Here is an 18,182-nt window from a genome sequence, read left to right as displayed (position 1 = left end):
TCTCTCTAGAGGGGGAAAAGGTGGAACACACGTGAGAAAAGTTCGGGGGGCGCCCAGGAGGAGAGGGGGTCTTGCTCGGGGGCTGGGGGGTGTCCCCCCCCCCCCCCGGGACATGCCCAGCTCGCACGGAATCCCGACACCATGTCATGGCCGCCCGCCCGTCGACCGGGCGTGAGGCGGCCCGAGAGGGAGTACGAGAAGGTGGCAGCAATCAAAAAGGGACGGAACGCGAGCGCCACAAGTAAGCCGTGGCGCTCGCTGGCTCTGATCCTGATCGCCATCGTGGCGCTCACCGGCGGCATGTTCGCCTCCGGGCACACCACTCCGCGTCTCGGCATCGACCTCGCCGGTGGTACGAGCATCACGCTGGCAGCGGTCCCCGAGGCCGGCCAGGAGTCCGCGATCAACAAGACCAACATGGACACCGCGGTCTCCATCATGGAGCGGCGTGTCAACGGTCTCGGTGTCTCCGAGGCCGAGGTCCAGACGCAGGGCACCCGCAACATCATCGTCAACATTCCCAAGGGCACGAACTCCAAGCAGGCCCGGGAACAGGTCGGCACCACCGCGAAGCTGTACTTCCGTCCCGTCCTCGCCACCGAACTCTCCGGTGGCGGCGCCCCTCCCTCGCCCAGCCCCACCGGCAACGGCGCGGACCAGGACTCCGGCAAGGACAAGGCGACCGACAAGGCCACGGAGAAGGCGACCGACAAGGCGACGGACGGGGCCACCGACGGCGCGTCCCCGTCGGCGAGCGCCACGACCCAGGGCCGTGCCGTCACCGACGCCCTGAAGGCCGACGAGACGCCGTCCGCCTCCCCGAGCGGCGCCGCCGAGGACAAGGCGAGCCCCACCCCCTCCGCGACCGGCGGCACCTCCGGCGACGCGGACGAGGTCCAGGCCCAGTACGCCGCGCTCGACTGCACCAAGGAGAGCGTCCGCGCCAAGGCCGGTGACGGATCCAAGTCCTCCGACACGACCGTGGCCTGCGGCCAGAACTCCCAGGGCCAGTGGCAGAAGTACATCCTCGGCCCCGCCGCGGTGGACGGCACCGACGTCGACAAGGCCCAGGCCGTCCTGAACACGCAGTCCGGCGCCGGCTGGACCGTGACGATGGACTTCACCGGCAAGGGCAGCAAGAAGTTCGCCGACATCACCGGCAAGCTCGCGCAGAACCAGTCGCCGCAGAACCAGTTCGCCATCGTCCTGGACAACGAGGTCGTCTCCGACCCGTACGTCAGCCAGGCGCTGACCGGCGGCAACGCCGAGATCTCCGGCAACTTCACCCAGCAGTCGGCCCAGGAACTGGCCAACATGCTGTCCTACGGCGCCCTGCCGCTGACCTTCCGCGAGGACAGCGTCACCACGGTCACCGCCGCCCTCGGCGGCGAGCAGCTGAAGGCCGGCCTCATCGCCGGTGCCATCGGCCTCGCCCTGGTCGTCCTCTACCTGCTGGTCTACTACCGGGGCCTGTCGTTCATCGCCATCGCCTCCCTGCTGGTCTCCGCGGCCCTCACCTACGTGATCATGTCGCTGCTCGGCCCGACCATCGGCTTCGCGCTGAACCTGCCGGCCGTGTGCGGCGCCATCGTCGCGATCGGCATCACGGCGGACTCGTTCATCGTGTTCTTCGAACGGGTCCGGGACGAGATCCGCGAGGGCCGCTCGCTGCGCCCCTCCGTCGAGCGGGCCTGGCCGCGTGCCCGGCGCACCATCCTGGTCTCCGACTTCGTGTCGTTCCTCGCCGCCGCGGTGCTCTTCGTCGTCACCGTCGGCAAGGTCCAGGGCTTCGCGTTCACGCTCGGCCTGACCACCGTCCTCGACGTCGTGGTGGTGTTCCTCTTCACCAAGCCGCTGCTGACGCTGATGGCCCGCCGGAAGTTCTTCGCCAGCGGCCACAAGTGGTCCGGTCTCGACCCGAAGGCACTGGGCGCGAAACCGCCCCTGCGCCGCACCCGCCGTCCCTCCGCCCCCACCCAGACGAAGGAGGCGTGAGAGATGTCGAAGCTCGGCAACCTCGGTGCCCGACTGCACCATGGCGAGGTCGGGTACGACTTCGTCAAGAACCGCAAGATCTGGTACGGCATCTCCATCCTGATCACCATCACGGCCATCGTCGGCCTGGCGGTGCGCGGCCTGCACATGGGCATCGAGTTCCAGGGCGGAGCGGTCTTCACCACCCCGAAGAACATGAGCGTCTCGGTCTCCGCGGCCGAGGAGTACGCGGAGGAGGCCTCCGGCCACGACGCGATCGTCCAGAAGCTCGGTGACGGCAGCCTGCGCATCCAGGTCGCCGGCATCGACACCAACACCTCGGACAAGATCAAGGACACGCTCGCCGAGGACCTCAAGGTCGACGGAGAGCAGATCAACGCCGAGCTGGTCGGTCCCAGCTGGGGCGAGCAGATCGCCAACAAGGCCTGGCAGGGCCTCGGCATCTTCCTGGTGCTGGTCGTGATCTATCTGGCGATCGCCTTCGAGTGGCGCATGGCGCTCGCCGCGTTCGTCGCGCTGATCCACGACATCACGATCACCGTCGGCATCTACGCCCTGGTCGGCTTCGAGGTCACCCCGGGCACGGTGATCGGTCTGCTCACCATCCTCGGCTACTCGCTGTACGACACGGTCGTCGTCTTCGACAGCCTCAAGGAACAGACCCGGGACATCACCAAACAGACCCGCTGGACCTACAGCGAGATCGCCAACCGTTCCATCAACAGCACCCTGGTCCGCTCCATCAACACCACGGTGGTCGCGCTGCTGCCGGTGGCCGGCCTGCTGTTCATCGGTGGCGGTGTCCTCGGCGCCGGCATGCTGAACGACATCTCGCTGTCGCTGTTCGTCGGTCTCGCCGCCGGTGCGTACTCCTCGATCTTCATCGCCACCCCGCTCGTCGCCGACCTCAAGGAGCTCGAGCCGGGGATGAAGTCCCTGAAGAAGCGCGTCCTGGCGAAGCGCGCCCAGGCCGCCACCGCGGGCGGGACCCAGGAGGCCCCGGTCACCGACGGGGACCACGGCGACGAGCCCGAGGACGCCGCCCCCGCGGTCGTCGGCCCGCGCAACCAGCCCGGCTCCCGCGCCCGAGGCCGGGGCCGTCCCTCCGGGAAGCGCCGATGACCGAGCTCACAGACGTCTCCGCACTGCTGCTCAGCCGCATCCGGGACGTGGCGGACTACCCGGAGCCGGGCGTGATGTTCAAGGACATCACCCCGCTCCTGGCGGACCCCGAGGCGTTCACCGCGCTCAGCGACGCCCTGGCCGGCATCGCCCGCAGCACCGGTGCCACCAAGGTCGTCGGCCTGGAGGCCCGTGGATTCATCCTCGGTGCCCCGGTCGCCGTCCGCGCGGGCCTCGGCTTCATCCCCGTACGCAAGGCGGGCAAGCTCCCCGGAGCCACCCTCAGCCAGGCGTACGACCTGGAGTACGGCTCGGCCGAGATCGAGGTGCACGCGGAGGACCTGACCGCCGACGACCGCGTTCTGGTGGTCGACGACGTCCTGGCCACCGGGGGCACCGCCGAGGCGTCGGTCCAGCTCATCCGCAGGGCCGGCGCCGAGGTCGCGGGCCTCGCCGTACTGATGGAACTCGGCTTCCTCGGAGGCCGGGCCCGCCTGGAACCGGCCCTGGCCGGCGCCCCCCTGGAGGCACTGCTCACGATCTGAGTCCCTTACCACAGCACGCGGGCGGACCCGGAGGAATCCGGTGTCCGCCTCGTGCGTTTCTCGGGTAGACGGTCCTCACACCGCTCCGAAGGCGATCCGCGGGCACGGGATCGCTACCATGGGGTCTCCGGAGCCTGACCGGGGGACCCGGATCGCGCACGAGGAGTCCTCTTGCCAGACGAGGCCCAACACCTGACCGCCGCCAAGCCCGAGTCCGCCTCGGCGGCCGCGGCCAAGCCCGCGCCGAGCGCGCCCCACGCGAAGAACGACACGCGCGGGCCGGTCCAGCACGCCCAGTCCGCGCCCGTCGACAAGCCCGAGCAGCCGCGCCCCAAGCCGGCCCCGCCCGAGCGCTCCGCGCCCGTGACCCGGCCGAACACCGGCCAGCCGCGCTCCGGCTCCTCCAACCGCGTCCGTGCCCGCCTGGCCCGGCTCGGCGTCCAGCGCGCCAACCCGTACAACCCGGTGCTGGAGCCGCTGCTGCGGATCGTGCGCAGCAACGACCCCAAGATCGAGAACGCCACGCTCCGCCAGATCGAGCGCGCCTACCAGGTCGCCGAGCGTTGGCACCGCGGCCAGAAGCGCAAGAGCGGCGACCCGTACATCACGCACCCGCTCGCCGTCACCACCATCCTCGCCGAGCTCGGCATGGACCCGGCCACCCTGATGGCCGGACTGCTGCACGACACCGTCGAGGACACCGAGTACGGCCTGGAGGACCTGCGCCGCGACTTCGGCGACGTGGTCACCCTCCTCGTCGACGGCGTCACCAAGCTGGACAAGGTCAAGTTCGGCGAGGCCGCACAGGCCGAGACCGTGCGCAAGATGGTCGTCGCCATGGCCAAGGACCCGCGCGTCCTGGTCATCAAGCTCGCCGACCGCCTGCACAACATGCGCACCATGCGCTACCTCAAGCGCGAGAAGCAGGAGAAGAAGGCGCGCGAGACCCTGGAGATCTACGCGCCGCTCGCCCACCGCCTGGGCATGAACACCATCAAGTGGGAGCTGGAGGACCTCGCCTTCGCGATCCTCTACCCCAAGATGTACGACGAGATCGTCCGCCTCGTCGCCGAGCGCGCCCCCAAGCGCGACGAATACCTCGCCATAGTCACCGACGAGGTCCAGCAGGACCTGCGCGCCGCCCGCATCAAGGCCACCGTCACCGGGCGGCCCAAGCACTACTACAGCGTCTACCAGAAGATGATCGTCCGCGGCCGTGACTTCGCGGAGATCTACGACCTGGTGGGCATCCGCGTCCTCGTGGACACCGTCCGCGACTGCTACGCGGCCCTCGGCACGGTGCACGCGCGATGGAACCCGGTCCCCGGCCGGTTCAAGGACTACATCGCGATGCCCAAGTTCAACATGTACCAGTCGCTCCACACGACGGTCATCGGCCCCGGCGGCAAGCCCGTCGAGCTGCAGATCCGCACCTTCGACATGCACCGCCGCGCCGAGTACGGCATCGCCGCGCACTGGAAGTACAAGCAGGAGGCCGTCGCCGGCGCCTCCAAGATCCGCACCGACGCGCCGAAGTCGTCCGGCAAGGACAAGGACGCCATCAACGACATGGCGTGGCTGCGGCAGCTCCTGGACTGGCAGAAGGAGACCGAGGACCCGGGCGAGTTCCTGGAGTCGCTGCGCTTCGACCTGTCCCGCAACGAGGTCTTCGTCTTCACCCCCAAGGGCGACGTCATAGCGCTCCCCGCGGGTGCCACCCCGGTGGACTTCGCGTACGCGGTCCACACCGAGGTCGGCCACCGCACCATCGGCGCCCGGGTCAACGGCCGCCTGGTCCCGCTGGAGTCGACCCTCGACAACGGCGACCTGGTGGAGGTCTTCACCTCCAAGGCGGCCGGCGCGGGCCCCTCCCGGGACTGGCTCGGCTTCGTGAAGTCGCCACGCGCCCGCAACAAGATCCGCGCCTGGTTCTCCAAGGAGCGCCGCGACGAGGCGATCGAGCAGGGCAAGGACTCCATCGTCCGCGCGATGCGCAAGCAGAACCTGCCGATCCAGCGCATCCTCACCGGCGACTCGCTGGTCACCCTGGCGCACGAGATGCGCTACTCGGACATCTCCGCGCTGTACGCGGCGATCGGCGAGGGCCATGTCTCCGCGCAGAACATCGTGCAGAAGCTCGTCCAGGCCCTCGGCGGCGAGGAGGCGGCCACCGAGGAGATCGACGAGTCGGTGCCGCCGGCCCGCGGCCGCGGCCGCAAGCGCCGCTCCAGCGCCGACCCCGGCGTCGTCGTCAAGGGCGTCGAGGACGTCTGGGTGAAGCTGGCCCGCTGCTGCACGCCGGTGCCCGGCGACCCGATCATCGGATTCGTGACCCGGGGCAGTGGCGTGTCGGTCCACCGCAGCGACTGCGTCAACGTCGACTCGCTCTCCCGGGAGCCCGAGCGGATCCTCGACGTCGAGTGGGCCCCCACCCAGTCCTCGGTCTTCCTGGTCGCCATCCAGGTCGAGGCGCTCGACCGGTCCCGGCTGCTGTCGGACGTCACGCGCGTGCTGTCCGACCAGCACGTCAACATCCTCTCCGCGGCCGTCCAGACCTCCCGCGACCGCGTCGCCACCTCCCGGTTCACCTTCGAGATGGGCGACCCCAAGCACCTCGGGCACGTCCTGAAGGCCGTACGCGGCGTGGAGGGCGTCTACGACGTGTACCGGGTGACATCCGCCCGCAACCGCACGTAGGACCGGCAGACACACGACAGAGGGGCTCCCGTACCCGAGGTACGGGAGCCCCTGCGCGTCCTACGGGCTCTGCGGGCTCAGCCGCCGAACTCCTGGAGACCCTTCAGCGCCTGGTCCAGCAGGGCCTGGCGGCCCTCCAGCTCCCGCTCGAGCTTGTCCGCCTTGGCGGTGTTGCCCTGCGCCCGGGCCTGCTCGATCTGGCCCTTCAGCTTGTCCACGGCGGCCTGGAGCTGACCCGTCAGACCCGCGGCACGCGCGCGTGCCTCCGGGTTCGTCCGGCGCCACTCGGCCTCCTCGGCCTCCTGCAGCGCCCGCTCCACGGCGTGCATCCGGCCCTCGACCTTCGGGCGGGAGTCCCGCGGCACATGGCCGATGGCCTCCCAGCGCTCGTTGATCCCGCGGAACGCGGCCCGCGCGGCCTTCAGGTCCGTGATCGGCAGGAGCTTCTCGGCCTCACCGGCCAGCTCCTCCTTGAGCTTGAGGTTCTCGGCCTGCTCCGCGTCACGCTCGGCGAAGACCGAGCTGCGGGCGGCGAAGAAGACGTCCTGAGCACCGCGGAAGCGGTTCCACAGGTCCTCCTCGTGCTCGCGCTGCGCGCGGCCCGCGGCCTTCCACTCCGACATCAGATCGCGGTAGCGGGCGGCCGTCGGCCCCCAGTCCGTCGAGCCCGACAGCGACTCGGCCTCGGCGACCAGCCGCTCCTTGGTCCGGCGGGCCTCTTCGCGCTGCGCGTCCAGCTGCGCGAAGTGCTGCTTGCGCCGCTTGGAGAACGCCGACCGGGCGTGCGAGAACCGGTGCCACAGCTCGTCGTCCGACTTGCGGTCCAGCCGCGGCAGACCCTTCCAGGTGTCCACCAGGGACCGCAGCCGCTCCCCGGCGGCCCGCCACTGGTCGGACTGCGCCAGCTGCTCCGCCTCGGCGACCAGCGCCTCCTTGGCGTGGCGCGCCTCGTCGGACTGCTTGGCCCGCTGCGCCTTGCGCTCCTCGCGACGCGCCTCCACCAGCTCCACGAGCTTGTCCAGCCGGGCCCTGAGGGCATCCAGGTCACCGACCGCGTGGTGCGCGTCCACCTGCTCGCGCAGGTGGTCGATCGCGGTCTGGGCGTCCTTGGACGACAGGTCGGTGGTCTTCACTCGCTTCTCGAGGAGGCCGATCTCGACAACCAGGCCCTCGTACTTGCGCTCGAAGTAGGCCAGCGCCTCCTCGGGGGAGCCGGCCTGCCAGGAACCGACGACCTGCTCGCCGTCGGCCGTACGCACGTACACGGTCCCCGTCTCGTCGACGCGGCCCCACGGGTCGCTGCTCACAGCGCCTCCTCCACATGATGCCGTCGAGGGGGCCTCGAAGCTCCCCCGGGCATCGTCCACAGTTTCGTCACGGCCAACATAGGCGACCGACGGGATGCCTGTCCGCATCCCGCGCGACCGAAATTTCGCAGTTGGGGGTCAGGATTTGGTGACGGTCGCCTTGTCGATCACGACCGTCGCGTTGGGCGCCCCGTCACCGGCTCCGGTGCTCTCCCCGGCGTCGGCGATCTTCTTCAGCACCTTCATGCCGGCGTCCGAGACGGTGCCGAACGGTGTGTAGCTGGGCGGAAGCTGGCTGTCCTGGTAGACCAGGAAGAACTGGCTGCCACCACTGTCCTTCTGCCCGGTGTTGGCCATCGCGACCGTGCCCGCCGGGTAGATGTTGTCCTTCAGGCTTCTGTCCTTCAGGTTCTCGTCCGGGATCGTGTAGCCGGGGCCGCCGGTGCCGGTGCCCGTCGGGTCACCGCACTGCAGCACGTAGATGCCGTTCGTGGTGAGCCGGTGGCACTTGCTGTGGTCGAAGTAGCCCTTCTTGGCGAGGAAGTCGAACGAGTTGACCGTGTGCGGGGCCGCCGAGGCCTTCAGCGCCACGTCTATCGCGCCGCAGGTCGTGTCCAGCTTCAGGGTGTACTCCGCCGACTTGTCGATGGCGACGGCCGGCTCCTTCTTCCAGGTCTCCGTCCCGACCTTGCCCTCGGCGGGCTTGTCGCACGGGTCCGGAGCCTTGCTCGGCGCGGAGGCGCTCGGCGTGACCTCCGCGTTGGCGTTGGTCTTGTCGTCGTCCTGCTTGAGCGTCCCGGTCGTGTACAGCGCCAGGCTGCCCACGAGGACCACCCCGAGCACGGACGCGATCACCGAGTTGCGGATACGCGACTTCCGACGCGCTTCGGTGCGCCGCTGCTGCTGCCGCAAGAACTTCTCCCGGGCGAGCTGACGCCGCCGCTGTTCCTGGCTGACCACCGGGTTCTCTCCTCATGCGTCTCGTGTGCCGGCCGGTACGCGTGCGTGCGTGCGGTGAGCCGACCGCCTGCGTGTGCCCCGTACCGTATATGGGTTCGCTGAGGAATCGGCAGCGCCGGTAGGCTCTGACCACGGGCTCAGCCCCGTCGCAAGCCTCCCGTATCGACACAACGAAGGACGATCGTGCTCATTGCCGGGTTCCCCGCCGGGGCCTGGGGGACGAACTGTTATCTCGTCGCCCCCGCCGCCGGTGAGGAGTGCGTGATCATCGACCCGGGCCATCTGGCCGCCGACGGAGTGGCGGAAGCGGTCCGCAAGCACCGGCTCAAGCCCGTCGCCGTCGTCCTCACCCACGGCCACATCGACCACGTCGCCTCGGTCGTCCCGGTCTGCGGAGCGCACGACGTACCGGCCTGGATCCACCCCGACGACCGGTACATGATGAGCGACCCCGAGAAGGGGATCGGCCGCGCCATCGGCATGCCGCTGATGGGCGAGCTGACCGTCGGGGAGCCGGACGACGTCAAGGAACTGACCGACGGCGCGAAGCTCGAGCTGGCGGGCATGGAGCTGACGGTCGCGCACGCGCCGGGCCATACCAAGGGGTCGGTGACCTTCGGCCTGCCCGAGGCGGCGGACATCCCGCCGATCCTCTTCTCGGGCGACCTGCTGTTCGCCGGCTCCATCGGACGCACCGACCTGCCGGGCGGTGACATGGCCGAGATGCTCGACTCGCTGGCCCGCGTGTGCCTGCCGCTCGACGACTCGACCGTGGTGCTGTCCGGCCACGGCCCCCAGACGACCATCGGCCAGGAGCGCGCCACCAACCCGTATCTGCGGCAGGTGGCCGCCGGCCAGGGAGCGGATGCCGACGCTCCCCGACGAGGAATGTGACGAGAGACTTCCGTGAGCACCTTCAAGGCCCCCAAGGGCACGTACGACCTGATCCCGCCGGACAGCGCCAAGTACCTCGCCGTCCGTGAGGCCATCGCCGCCCCGCTGCGCGGCTCCGGCTACGGCTACATCGAGACGCCCGGCTTCGAGAACGTCGAGCTGTTCGCCCGCGGTGTCGGTGAGTCCACCGACATCGTGACCAAGGAGATGTACGCCTTCGAGACCAAGGGCGGCGACCGGCTCGCCCTGCGCCCCGAAGGCACCGCCTCCGTGCTGCGCGCCGCCCTGGAGGCCAACCTGCACAAGGCGGGCAACCTCCCGGTCAAGCTCTGGTACTCCGGCTCGTACTACCGCTACGAGCGCCCCCAGAAGGGCCGTTACCGCCACTTCTCCCAGGTCGGCGCCGAGGCGATCGGCGCCGAGGACCCGGCGCTGGACGCGGAGCTGATCATCCTCGCCGACCAGGCGTACCGCTCGCTGGGCCTGAGCGACTTCCGCATCCTGCTCAACAGCCTCGGCGACAAGGAGTGCCGCCCCGTGTACCGGGCCGCGCTCCAGGACTTCCTGCGCGGCCTCGACCTGGACGAGGACACCCTGCGCCGCGCGGAGATCAACCCGCTGCGCGTGCTGGACGACAAGCGCGAGTCGGTGCAGAAGCAGCTGACCGGCGCGCCCCTGCTGCGCGACTACCTCTGCGACGCCTGCAAGGCCTACCACGAGGAGGTCCGCGAGCTGATCACGGCGGCGGGCGTGGCCTTCGAGGACGACCCCAAGCTGGTGCGCGGCCTGGACTACTACACCCGCACCACCTTCGAGTTCGTCCACGACGGCCTCGGCTCGCAGTCCGCGGTGGGCGGCGGCGGCCGCTACGACGGACTGTCCGAGATGATCGGCGGCCCCGCGCTGCCGTCCGTCGGCTGGGCCCTCGGCGTCGACCGCACCGTACTGGCCCTGGAGGCTGAGGGCGTCGAGCTCGAACTCCCCGCCGCCACCAGCGTGTTCGCCGTCCCGCTCGGCGAGGAGGCCCGCCGCGTGCTGTTCGCGAAGGTCACCGAACTGCGCAAGAACGGCGTGGCCGCGGACTTCAGCTACGGCGCCAAGGGCCTCAAGGCCGCGATGAAGGCCGCCAACCGCTCAGGCGCCCGCTACGCCCTGGTCCTGGGCGAACGCGACCTCGCCGAGGGCGTCGTCCAGCTCAAGGACATGGAGTCCGGCGAGCAGACGGCGGTCGGCGTCAACGAGATCGTCGCGGAGCTGGAGTCCCGGCTCGGCTGACACGGCCACCGGGCGCCGGGTACCCCACGGGGTGCCCGGCGCCTTCGTCGTCGACCGACACCCGTTTGTCCTTATGCCCGTACAACGGCGCATCCTCAGCTCCGTACGGCACAATGGCCCCTGCCCGAAGCAGGTCCACACTCTCTAGTGACGGAATCGGCGTGATGAGCAAGACGACAGTCAGGGACGTCGACATGGAGCCCGAACCCTCGCACGCGCCGCAGCGCGCCGCCTCCGCGCCGCGCACGGAGGGCGCGAGCCGGGCCTTGGCCCTGCTCCTGGTGATCACCGGCGCCGCCGGTGTGCTCGCCGCCTGGGTGATCACGCTCGACAAGTTCAAGCTGCTCGAGGCCAAGGTCAAGGGCGAGACCTTCACCCCCGGGTGCAGCCTCAACCCCGTCGTCTCCTGCGGCAGCGTCATGGAGAGCGACCAGGCCTCCGTCTTCGGCTTCCCCAACCCGGTGCTCGGCCTCGTCACCTACGGCATCGTCGTCTGCGTCGGCATGAGCCTGCTCGCCCGGGCCCGCTTCCCGCGCTGGTACTGGCTCACCTTCAACGCGGGCACGCTCTTCGGTGTCGTCTTCTGCGCCTGGCTGATGTTCCAGTCCCTGTACCGGATCAACGCCCTGTGCCTGTGGTGCTGCCTGGCCTGGGTCGCCACGATCATCATGTTCTGGTACGTGACGTCGTTCAACATCCGCCAGGGCTTCCTGCCCGCCCCGGGCTGGCTGAAGAGCTTCTTCGGCGAGTTCACCTGGGTCATGCCGGTCCTGCACATCGGCATCATCGGCATGCTGATCCTGACCCGATGGTGGGACTTCTGGACCAGCTGACCGCCCGCCCCGGGCTGTCGGTGCGGTGCCTTAGGGTTTCAGCGTGGAGCCCGACCTGTTCACCGCCGCAGCAGAAGAACGCCAGGAGAAGGACCCGACCGGCAGCCCCCTGGCGGTCCGGATGCGCCCCCGCACCCTCGACGAGGTGGTGGGCCAGCAGCATCTCCTGAAGCCGGGCTCACCGCTGCGCAGACTGGTCGGCGAGGGCGCCTCGGGCCCCGCCGGACCCTCCTCGGTGATCCTCTGGGGCCCGCCCGGCACGGGCAAGACGACCCTGGCCTATGTCGTCTCCAAGGCCACCAACAAGCGCTTCGTCGAACTGTCCGCGATCACCGCGGGCGTCAAGGAGGTCCGCGCGGTCATCGACGGCGCCCGCCGCGCCTCCGGGGGGTACGGCCAGGAGACCGTCCTCTTCCTCGACGAGATCCACCGCTTCAGCAAGGCCCAGCAGGACTCCCTGCTTCCCGCCGTGGAGAACCGCTGGGTCACCCTCATCGCCGCGACCACCGAGAACCCCTACTTCTCGGTCATCTCCCCGCTGCTCTCCCGCTCCCTGCTGCTCACCCTGGAACCCCTCACCGACGACGACATCCGGGGCCTGCTGGAGCGCGCCCTCACCGACGAGCGGGGACTGAGGAGCGCCGTCACCCTCCCCGCGGACACCGAGGGCCACCTGCTGCGGATCGCCGGCGGCGACGCCCGCCGCGCCCTGACCGCGCTGGAGGCCGCCGCCGGGGCCGCGCTCGACAAGGGCGAGGCCGAGATCGCGCTGGCCACCCTGGAGGAGACCGTCGACCGGGCCGCGGTGAAGTACGACCGCGACGGCGACCAGCACTACGACGTCGCCAGCGCCCTGATCAAGTCGATCCGAGGCTCCGACGTGGACGCCGCCCTGCACTACCTGGCCCGCATGATCGAGGCCGGCGAGGACCCGCGCTTCATCGCCCGCCGGCTGATGATCTCCGCCAGCGAGGACATCGGCCTCGCCGATCCGAACGCGCTGCCCATCGCGGTCGCCGCCGCCCAGGCCGTCGCCATGATCGGTTTCCCCGAGGCCGCCCTCACCCTCAGCCACGCCACCATCGCCCTCGCCCTCGCCCCGAAGTCCAACGCGGCCACCACCGCGATCGGCGCCGCCCTGGAGGACGTACGCAAGGGGCTGGCCGGGCCCGTGCCGTCCCATCTGCGGGACAGCCACTACAAGGGCGCCACCAAGCTGGGGCACGGCAAGGGCTACACCTACCCGCACGACCTGCCCGAGGGCATCGCGAAACAGCAGTACGCGCCGGACGCCCTGAAGGACCGCGAGTACTACGAGCCCACCCGGCACGGCGCGGAGGCGCGCTACGCGGACGCGGTGGAATGGACCAGGAAACACCTCGGTCGGAAGCGGTCCTGACCACCCTGTAGACTCTGTGGAAGTGCTGAGTCCCGTGTCCGGCTCCGGTCGGCGCCTCAGGCGGGACACCCAGCCGGATCCTTCGATCCAGGAGCGTCGCGCACCGTCGTAGGTGTCGCGGGCAGCCCACCACCACCCCGCAAGTCCCGGGACCGGTCGGTGGGCCGTTCGTGTGCTGCACGTATGTGCCCAGACCAGGGGAGCGGCTGCCCACCAGGTCCTCGCGGACCCGATGGGAATTCCCCGGCTGCGGATGCGACCTCCCGTAACCCTGAGGCAGCCGAAAAGGAAAAGGAACAGAAGTGGCGAACCAGTCCCGCCCCAAGGTCAAGAAGTCGCGTGCCCTCGGCATCGCGCTGACCCCGAAGGCCGTCAAGTACTTCGAGGCCCGCCCCTACCCGCCGGGCGAGCACGGCCGTGGCCGCAAGCAGAACTCGGACTACAAGGTCCGTCTGCTGGAGAAGCAGCGTCTGCGCGCGCAGTACGACATCTCCGAGCGCCAGCTGGTCCGTGCCTACGACCGCGCCTCCAAGGTGCAGGGCAAGACCGGTGAGGCCCTGATCGTGGAGCTGGAGAAGCGCCTCGACGCGCTGGTCCTGCGTTCGGGCATCGCCCGCACGATCTACCAGGCCCGCCAGATGGTCACGCACGGCCACATCCAGGTCAACGGCAAGAAGGTCGACAAGCCCTCCTTCCGTGTCCGCCCGGACGACGTCGTGCAGGTCCGTGACCGCAGCAAGGAGAAGACCCTCTTCACGATCGCTCGTGAAGGCGGCTTCGCCCCCGACGGTGAGACCCCGCGCTACCTCCAGGTGAACCTCAAGGCCCTGGCGTTCCGCCTGGACCGTGAGCCGAACCGCAAGGAGATCCCGGTGATCTGCGACGAGCAGCTCGTCGTCGAGTACTACGCCCGCTGATCCCAGCAGGCACGCGGTATCCCGAGCCCGCCGTCCCCCCGCCCCTCCCGGCGGGGGGACGGCGGGCTCGACTCGCTCCGTCCCACGACTCCGGCCGTGGCGGACGGTAATCCGGTACGGAGTCGCGTCACCGGCGCGATAGGCTCGGTCGCACGACTTCTCGATGTTCAGGCGCGTTTCACAGGGAGCGGGTGCACACAGTGTCCGGTGGCGAGGTGGCCGGAATCCTGGTGGCCGTCTTCTGGGCGATCCTGGTCTCCTTCCTCGCCGTCGCGCTGGCGAGGCTGGCCCAGACGCTCCGGGCGACCACCAAGCTCGTGGCGGACGTGACCGACCAGGCCGTCCCCCTGCTGGCGGACGCCTCCACGGCGGTGCGGTCCGCGCAGACCCAGATCGAACGGGTCGACGCGATCGCCTCCGACGTCCAGGAGGTCACCTCCAACGCCTCCGCGCTGTCGACCACCGTGGCCTCCACCTTCGGCGGCCCGCTGGTCAAGGTCGCCGCCTTCGGCTACGGCGTCCGCCGGGCCGTCAGCGGACGCAAGGAGGACGCCCCGGCCAAGGCGTCGAGGCGTACCGTGATCGTGGGCCGCACCGTCCCGGGCGCGCGGCGGGAAAAGCGGACCCGGGGAAAGAGGGACTGACCCAGCGATGTTCCGCCGAACGTTCTGGTTCACCACCGGCGTCGCCGCCGGCGTGTGGGCCACCACCAAGGTCAACCGCAAGATCAAGCAGCTGACGCCCGAGCACCTCGCCGTGACCGCGGCCAACAAGGCGATCGAGGCCGGCGGCCGGCTCAAGGACCGCGCGGTGGACTTCGCGCTCGAGGTCCGGGACAACATGGCCCAGCGCGAGGCCGAACTGGGCGACGCGCTCGGGCTCAACGCCCCCGTCGACCGCGAACTCCCCGCACCGCGCGGCCACGTCGTCATCGAGAACCGCAACAGCCCCAAGTACCTCGAGGGCCCGGCGCGGAAGCCGGCGCACCAGACGTACAAGACGTACCCGTACAACCGGAATGAGGACCACTGATGGAGTCGGCCGAGATCCGCCGCCGCTGGCTGAGCTTCTTCGAGGAGCGCGGGCACACCGTCGTCCCGTCGGCGTCGCTCATCGCGGACGACCCGACTCTGCTGCTCGTCCCGGCCGGCATGGTGCCCTTCAAGCCCTACTTCCTGGGCGAGGTCAAGCCGCCCTTCGACCGCGCCACCAGCGTGCAGAAGTGCGTGCGCACGCCCGACATCGAAGAGGTCGGCAAGACCACCCGCCACGGCACGTTCTTCCAGATGTGCGGCAACTTCTCCTTCGGCGACTACTTCAAGGAAGGCGCCATCAAGCTCGCCTGGGAGCTGCTCACCAGCCCCCAGGACAAGGGCGGTTACGGCCTCGACCCCGAACGCCTGTGGATCACCGTCTACAAGGACGACGACGAGGCCGAGCGGATCTGGCGCGAGGTCGTCGGCGTGCCCCAGGAGCGCATCCAGCGCCTGGGCATGAAGGACAACTACTGGTCCATGGGCGTCCCCGGCCCCTGCGGCCCCTGCTCCGAGATCAACTACGACCGCGGCCCCGAGTTCGGCGTCGAGGGCGGCCCCGCCGTCAACGACGAGCGGTACGTGGAGATCTGGAACCTCGTCTTCATGCAGTACGAGCGGGGCGAGGGCATCGGCAAGGACAACTTCGAGATCCTCGGCGAACTGCCCAGCAAGAACATCGACACCGGGCTCGGCCTGGAGCGACTCGCCATGATTCTGCAGGGCGTGCAGAACATGTACGAGATCGACACCTCCATGGCCGTGATCAACAAGGCCACCGAGCTCACCGGCGTGGCCTACGGCGACGCCCAGTCCTCGGACGTCTCCCTGCGCGTGGTCACCGACCACATGCGCACCTCCGTGATGCTGATCGGCGACGGAGTCACCCCCGGCAACGAGGGGCGCGGCTACGTCCTGCGCCGCATCATGCGCCGCGCCATCCGCAACATGCGGCTGCTCGGCGCCACCGGCCCGGTCGTCAAGGACCTGATCGACGTCGTCATCGGCATGATGGGACAGCAGTACCCGGAGCTCATCACCGACCGCGAGCGCATCGAGAAGGTGGCCCTCGCCGAGGAGAACGCCTTCCTCAAGACGCTGAAGGCCGGCACCAACATCCTCGACACCGCCGTCAGCGACACCAAGGCCGCCGGTGGCACCGTGCTCGCCGGCGACAAGGCCTTCCTGCTCCACGACACGTGGGGCTTCCCCATCGACCTCACGCTGGAGATGGCCGCCGAGCAGGGCCTCTCCGTGGACGAGGACGGTTTCCGCCGCCTGATGAAGGAGCAGCGGGAGCGGGCCAAGGCCGATGCCCAGGCCAAGAAGACCGGCCACGCCGACATGGGCGCCTACCGGGAGATCGCCGACCGGGCCGGTGCCACCGACTTCATCGGCTACACCGACACCGAGGGCGAGTCCACCGTCGTCGGCATCCTCGTCGACGGCGTCTCCTCGCCGGCCGCCACCGAGGGCGACGAGGTCGAGATCGTCCTCGACCGCACCCCGTTCTACGCCGAGGGCGGCGGCCAGATCGGCGACACCGGCCGGATCAGGGCCGACTCCGGTGCCGTCGTCGAGATCCGCGACTGCCAGAAGCCGGTGCCGGGCGTGTACGTCCACAAGGGTGTCGTCCAGGTCGGTGAGATCACCGTCGGCGCCAAGGCCCACGCCTCGATCGACGACCGCCGTCGCAAGGCCATCGCCCGCGCCCACTCGGCCACCCACCTCACCCACCAGGCCCTGCGCGACGCCCTCGGTCCGACGGCCGCCCAGGCCGGCTCCGAGAACCAGCCCGGCCGCTTCCGCTTCGACTTCGGCTCGCCGTCCGCCGTACCGACGGCCGTGATGACCGACGTCGAGCAGAAGATCAACGAGGTGCTCGCCCGCGACCTCGACGTGCGCGCCGACGTCATGGGCATCGACGAGGCCAAGAAGCAGGGCGCCATCGCCGAGTTCGGCGAGAAGTACGGCGAGCGCGTGCGCGTCGTCACCATCGGCGACTTCTCCAAGGAGCTGTGCGGCGGCACCCATGTGCACAACACCGCCCAGCTCGGCCTGGTGAAGCTGCTCGGCGAGTCGTCCATCGGCTCCGGTGTGCGCCGTATCGAGGCCCTCGTCGGCGTGGACGCCTACAACTTCCTCGCCCGCGAGCACACGGTCGTCAACCAGCTCACCGAACTGCTCAAGGGCCGCTCGGAGGAGCTGCCCGAGAAGGTCTCCGCCATGCTCGGCAAGCTGAAGGACGCCGAGAAGGAGATCGAGAAGTTCCGCGCCGAGAAGGTCCTCCAGGCCGCCGCCGGTCTCGCCGAGTCCGCCAAGGACGTCCGCGGCATCGCCGTCGTCACCGGGCAGGTCCCCGACGGCACCACGCCGGACGACCTGCGCAAGCTGGTCCTCGACGTGCGCGGCCGCATCCAGGGCGGCCGGGCCGCCGTCGTCGCCCTGTTCGCGGTGAACAACGGCAAGCCGCTCACGGTCATCGCCACCAACGAGGCCGCCCGCGAGCGCGGCCTCAAGGCCGGTGACCTGGTCCGCACGGCCGCCAAGACCCTCGGCGGCGGCGGTGGCGGCAAGCCGGACGTCGCCCAGGGCGGCGGCCAGAACCCGGCCGCCGTCGGCGAGGCCGTCGACGCCGTCGAGCGGCTCGTGGCGGACAGCGCCAAGTGAACGGTCCGGCGAACGAGCAGGCGGACGGCCCGGTGATGCGCCGCGGCCGACGCCTCGCGATCGACGTCGGGGACGCCCGCATCGGGGTCGCCTCCTGCGACCCCGACGGGATCCTCGCCACGCCGGTCGAGACCGTCCCCGGCCGGGACGTACCGGCCGCCCACCGCAGGCTGCGGCAGCTCGTCGGGGAGTACGAGCCGATCGAGGTCGTCGTCGGGCTCCCGCGCTCCCTCAAGGGGGGCGAGGGCCCGGCCGCCGCCAAGGTCAGGCGCTTCGCGCAGGAACTGGCCCGGGGGATCGCGCCCGTCCCGGTGCGCCTGGTCGACGAGCGGATGACCACGGTGACGGCGAGCCAGGGGCTGCGGGCCTCCGGCGTCAAGTCGAAGAAGGGCCGCTCCGTCATCGACCAGGCCGCCGCTGTGATCATCCTCCAGCAGGCACTGGAATCCGAACGGGTGTCAGGCAGACCACCCGGCGAGGGCGTCGAAGTGGTCATCTGATCGCGATACGGTAACGTTCCGCGCGATGCGGCCG

Annotated in this window: 15 protein-coding genes; 13 read left to right on the top strand and 2 right to left on the bottom strand. The window is 70.0% G+C overall.

The annotated features are described in order from the left end of the window. Nucleotides 1-201 precede the first annotated feature (201 nt). The 4 genes from secD to relA all read left to right on the top strand — a co-directional run bounded on the left by secD (nt 202) and on the right by relA (nt 6,359). Nucleotides 202-1,995 (top strand): protein translocase subunit SecD, encoded by a 1,794-nt coding sequence (secD, locus tag ACZ470_RS29880; protein WP_468432212.1) that lies wholly within the window; start codon nt 202-204, stop codon nt 1,993-1,995. Nucleotides 1,996-1,998: 3 nt separating this feature from the next. After that, nucleotides 1,999-3,117, top strand: a complete 1,119-nt coding sequence (gene secF / locus ACZ470_RS29875) for a protein translocase subunit SecF (RefSeq protein ID WP_468432210.1) — start codon at nt 1,999-2,001, stop codon at nt 3,115-3,117. After that, the gene (locus ACZ470_RS29870) at nt 3,114-3,662 is read left to right on the top strand and encodes an adenine phosphoribosyltransferase (RefSeq protein WP_468432209.1); all 549 of its coding nucleotides are present in this window, start codon (nt 3,114-3,116) and stop codon (nt 3,660-3,662) included. Before secF ends, ACZ470_RS29870 begins: the two co-directional genes overlap by 4 nt. Before the next feature lie 171 nt (nt 3,663-3,833). Beyond that, nucleotides 3,834-6,359 carry a GTP pyrophosphokinase gene (gene relA / locus ACZ470_RS29865; RefSeq protein WP_468432208.1) on the top strand — a complete coding sequence of 842 codons (2,526 nt, stop codon included), beginning with the start codon at nt 3,834-3,836 and terminating at the stop codon, nt 6,357-6,359. 77 nt (nt 6,360-6,436) lie between these two features. Here relA and ACZ470_RS29860 read toward each other — a convergent pair whose 3' ends face one another. Then, a complete protein-coding gene (locus ACZ470_RS29860) occupies nt 6,437-7,666 on the bottom strand; it encodes a DUF349 domain-containing protein (protein ID WP_468432207.1) in 1,230 nt (409 codons plus the stop codon). A gap of 138 nt (nt 7,667-7,804) precedes the next feature. Further along, complete coding sequence (locus ACZ470_RS29855) at nt 7,805-8,626, bottom strand: peptidylprolyl isomerase (protein ID WP_468432205.1); 822 nt, start codon at nt 8,624-8,626, stop codon at nt 7,805-7,807. 183 nt (nt 8,627-8,809) lie between these two features. On the opposite strand from ACZ470_RS29855, the gene ACZ470_RS29850 reads away from it, so the two are divergent. From ACZ470_RS29850 to ruvX, 9 genes are all read left to right on the top strand, one after another. Continuing rightward, nucleotides 8,810-9,520: an MBL fold metallo-hydrolase gene (locus tag ACZ470_RS29850; RefSeq protein WP_468432203.1), complete on the top strand. Its 711-nt coding sequence runs from the start codon at nt 8,810-8,812 to the stop codon at nt 9,518-9,520. 12 nt (nt 9,521-9,532) lie between these two features. After that, nucleotides 9,533-10,795, top strand: coding sequence for a histidine--tRNA ligase (gene hisS, locus ACZ470_RS29845; protein WP_468432202.1), 1,263 nt, complete (start codon nt 9,533-9,535; stop codon nt 10,793-10,795). Between the two features lie 164 nt (nt 10,796-10,959). Then, entirely contained in the window at nt 10,960-11,628 is a 669-nt protein-coding gene (locus ACZ470_RS29840) for a vitamin K epoxide reductase family protein (protein ID WP_468432200.1), read from the top strand. A gap of 43 nt (nt 11,629-11,671) precedes the next feature. After that, nucleotides 11,672-13,027 carry a replication-associated recombination protein A gene (locus ACZ470_RS29835; RefSeq protein WP_468432198.1) on the top strand — a complete coding sequence of 452 codons (1,356 nt, stop codon included), beginning with the start codon at nt 11,672-11,674 and terminating at the stop codon, nt 13,025-13,027. Nucleotides 13,028-13,329: 302 nt separating this feature from the next. Further along, the gene (rpsD, locus tag ACZ470_RS29830; protein ID WP_468432197.1) at nt 13,330-13,944 is read left to right on the top strand and encodes a 30S ribosomal protein S4; all 615 of its coding nucleotides are present in this window, start codon (nt 13,330-13,332) and stop codon (nt 13,942-13,944) included. Between the two features lie 191 nt (nt 13,945-14,135). Then, the gene (locus ACZ470_RS29825; protein WP_468432196.1) at nt 14,136-14,588 is read left to right on the top strand and encodes a DUF948 domain-containing protein; all 453 of its coding nucleotides are present in this window, start codon (nt 14,136-14,138) and stop codon (nt 14,586-14,588) included. 7 nt (nt 14,589-14,595) lie between these two features. Then, complete coding sequence (locus ACZ470_RS29820; RefSeq protein ID WP_468432194.1) at nt 14,596-14,976, top strand: hypothetical protein; 381 nt, start codon at nt 14,596-14,598, stop codon at nt 14,974-14,976. Continuing rightward, nucleotides 14,976-17,648 carry an alanine--tRNA ligase gene (alaS, locus tag ACZ470_RS29815; protein ID WP_468432192.1) on the top strand — a complete coding sequence of 891 codons (2,673 nt, stop codon included), beginning with the start codon at nt 14,976-14,978 and terminating at the stop codon, nt 17,646-17,648. The genes ACZ470_RS29820 and alaS overlap by 1 nt, the downstream gene beginning before the upstream one ends. 35 nt (nt 17,649-17,683) lie before the next feature. Continuing rightward, nucleotides 17,684-18,148: a Holliday junction resolvase RuvX gene (gene ruvX / locus ACZ470_RS29810; RefSeq protein ID WP_468432376.1), complete on the top strand. Its 465-nt coding sequence runs from the start codon at nt 17,684-17,686 to the stop codon at nt 18,146-18,148. Nucleotides 18,149-18,182: the final 34 nt, after the last annotated feature.

Source organism: Streptomyces sp. NPDC031111 (genome assembly GCF_055570675.1).
The sequence above is the reverse complement of the archived record's forward strand: the minus strand, read 5'-3'. Positions and strand labels throughout refer to the sequence as shown.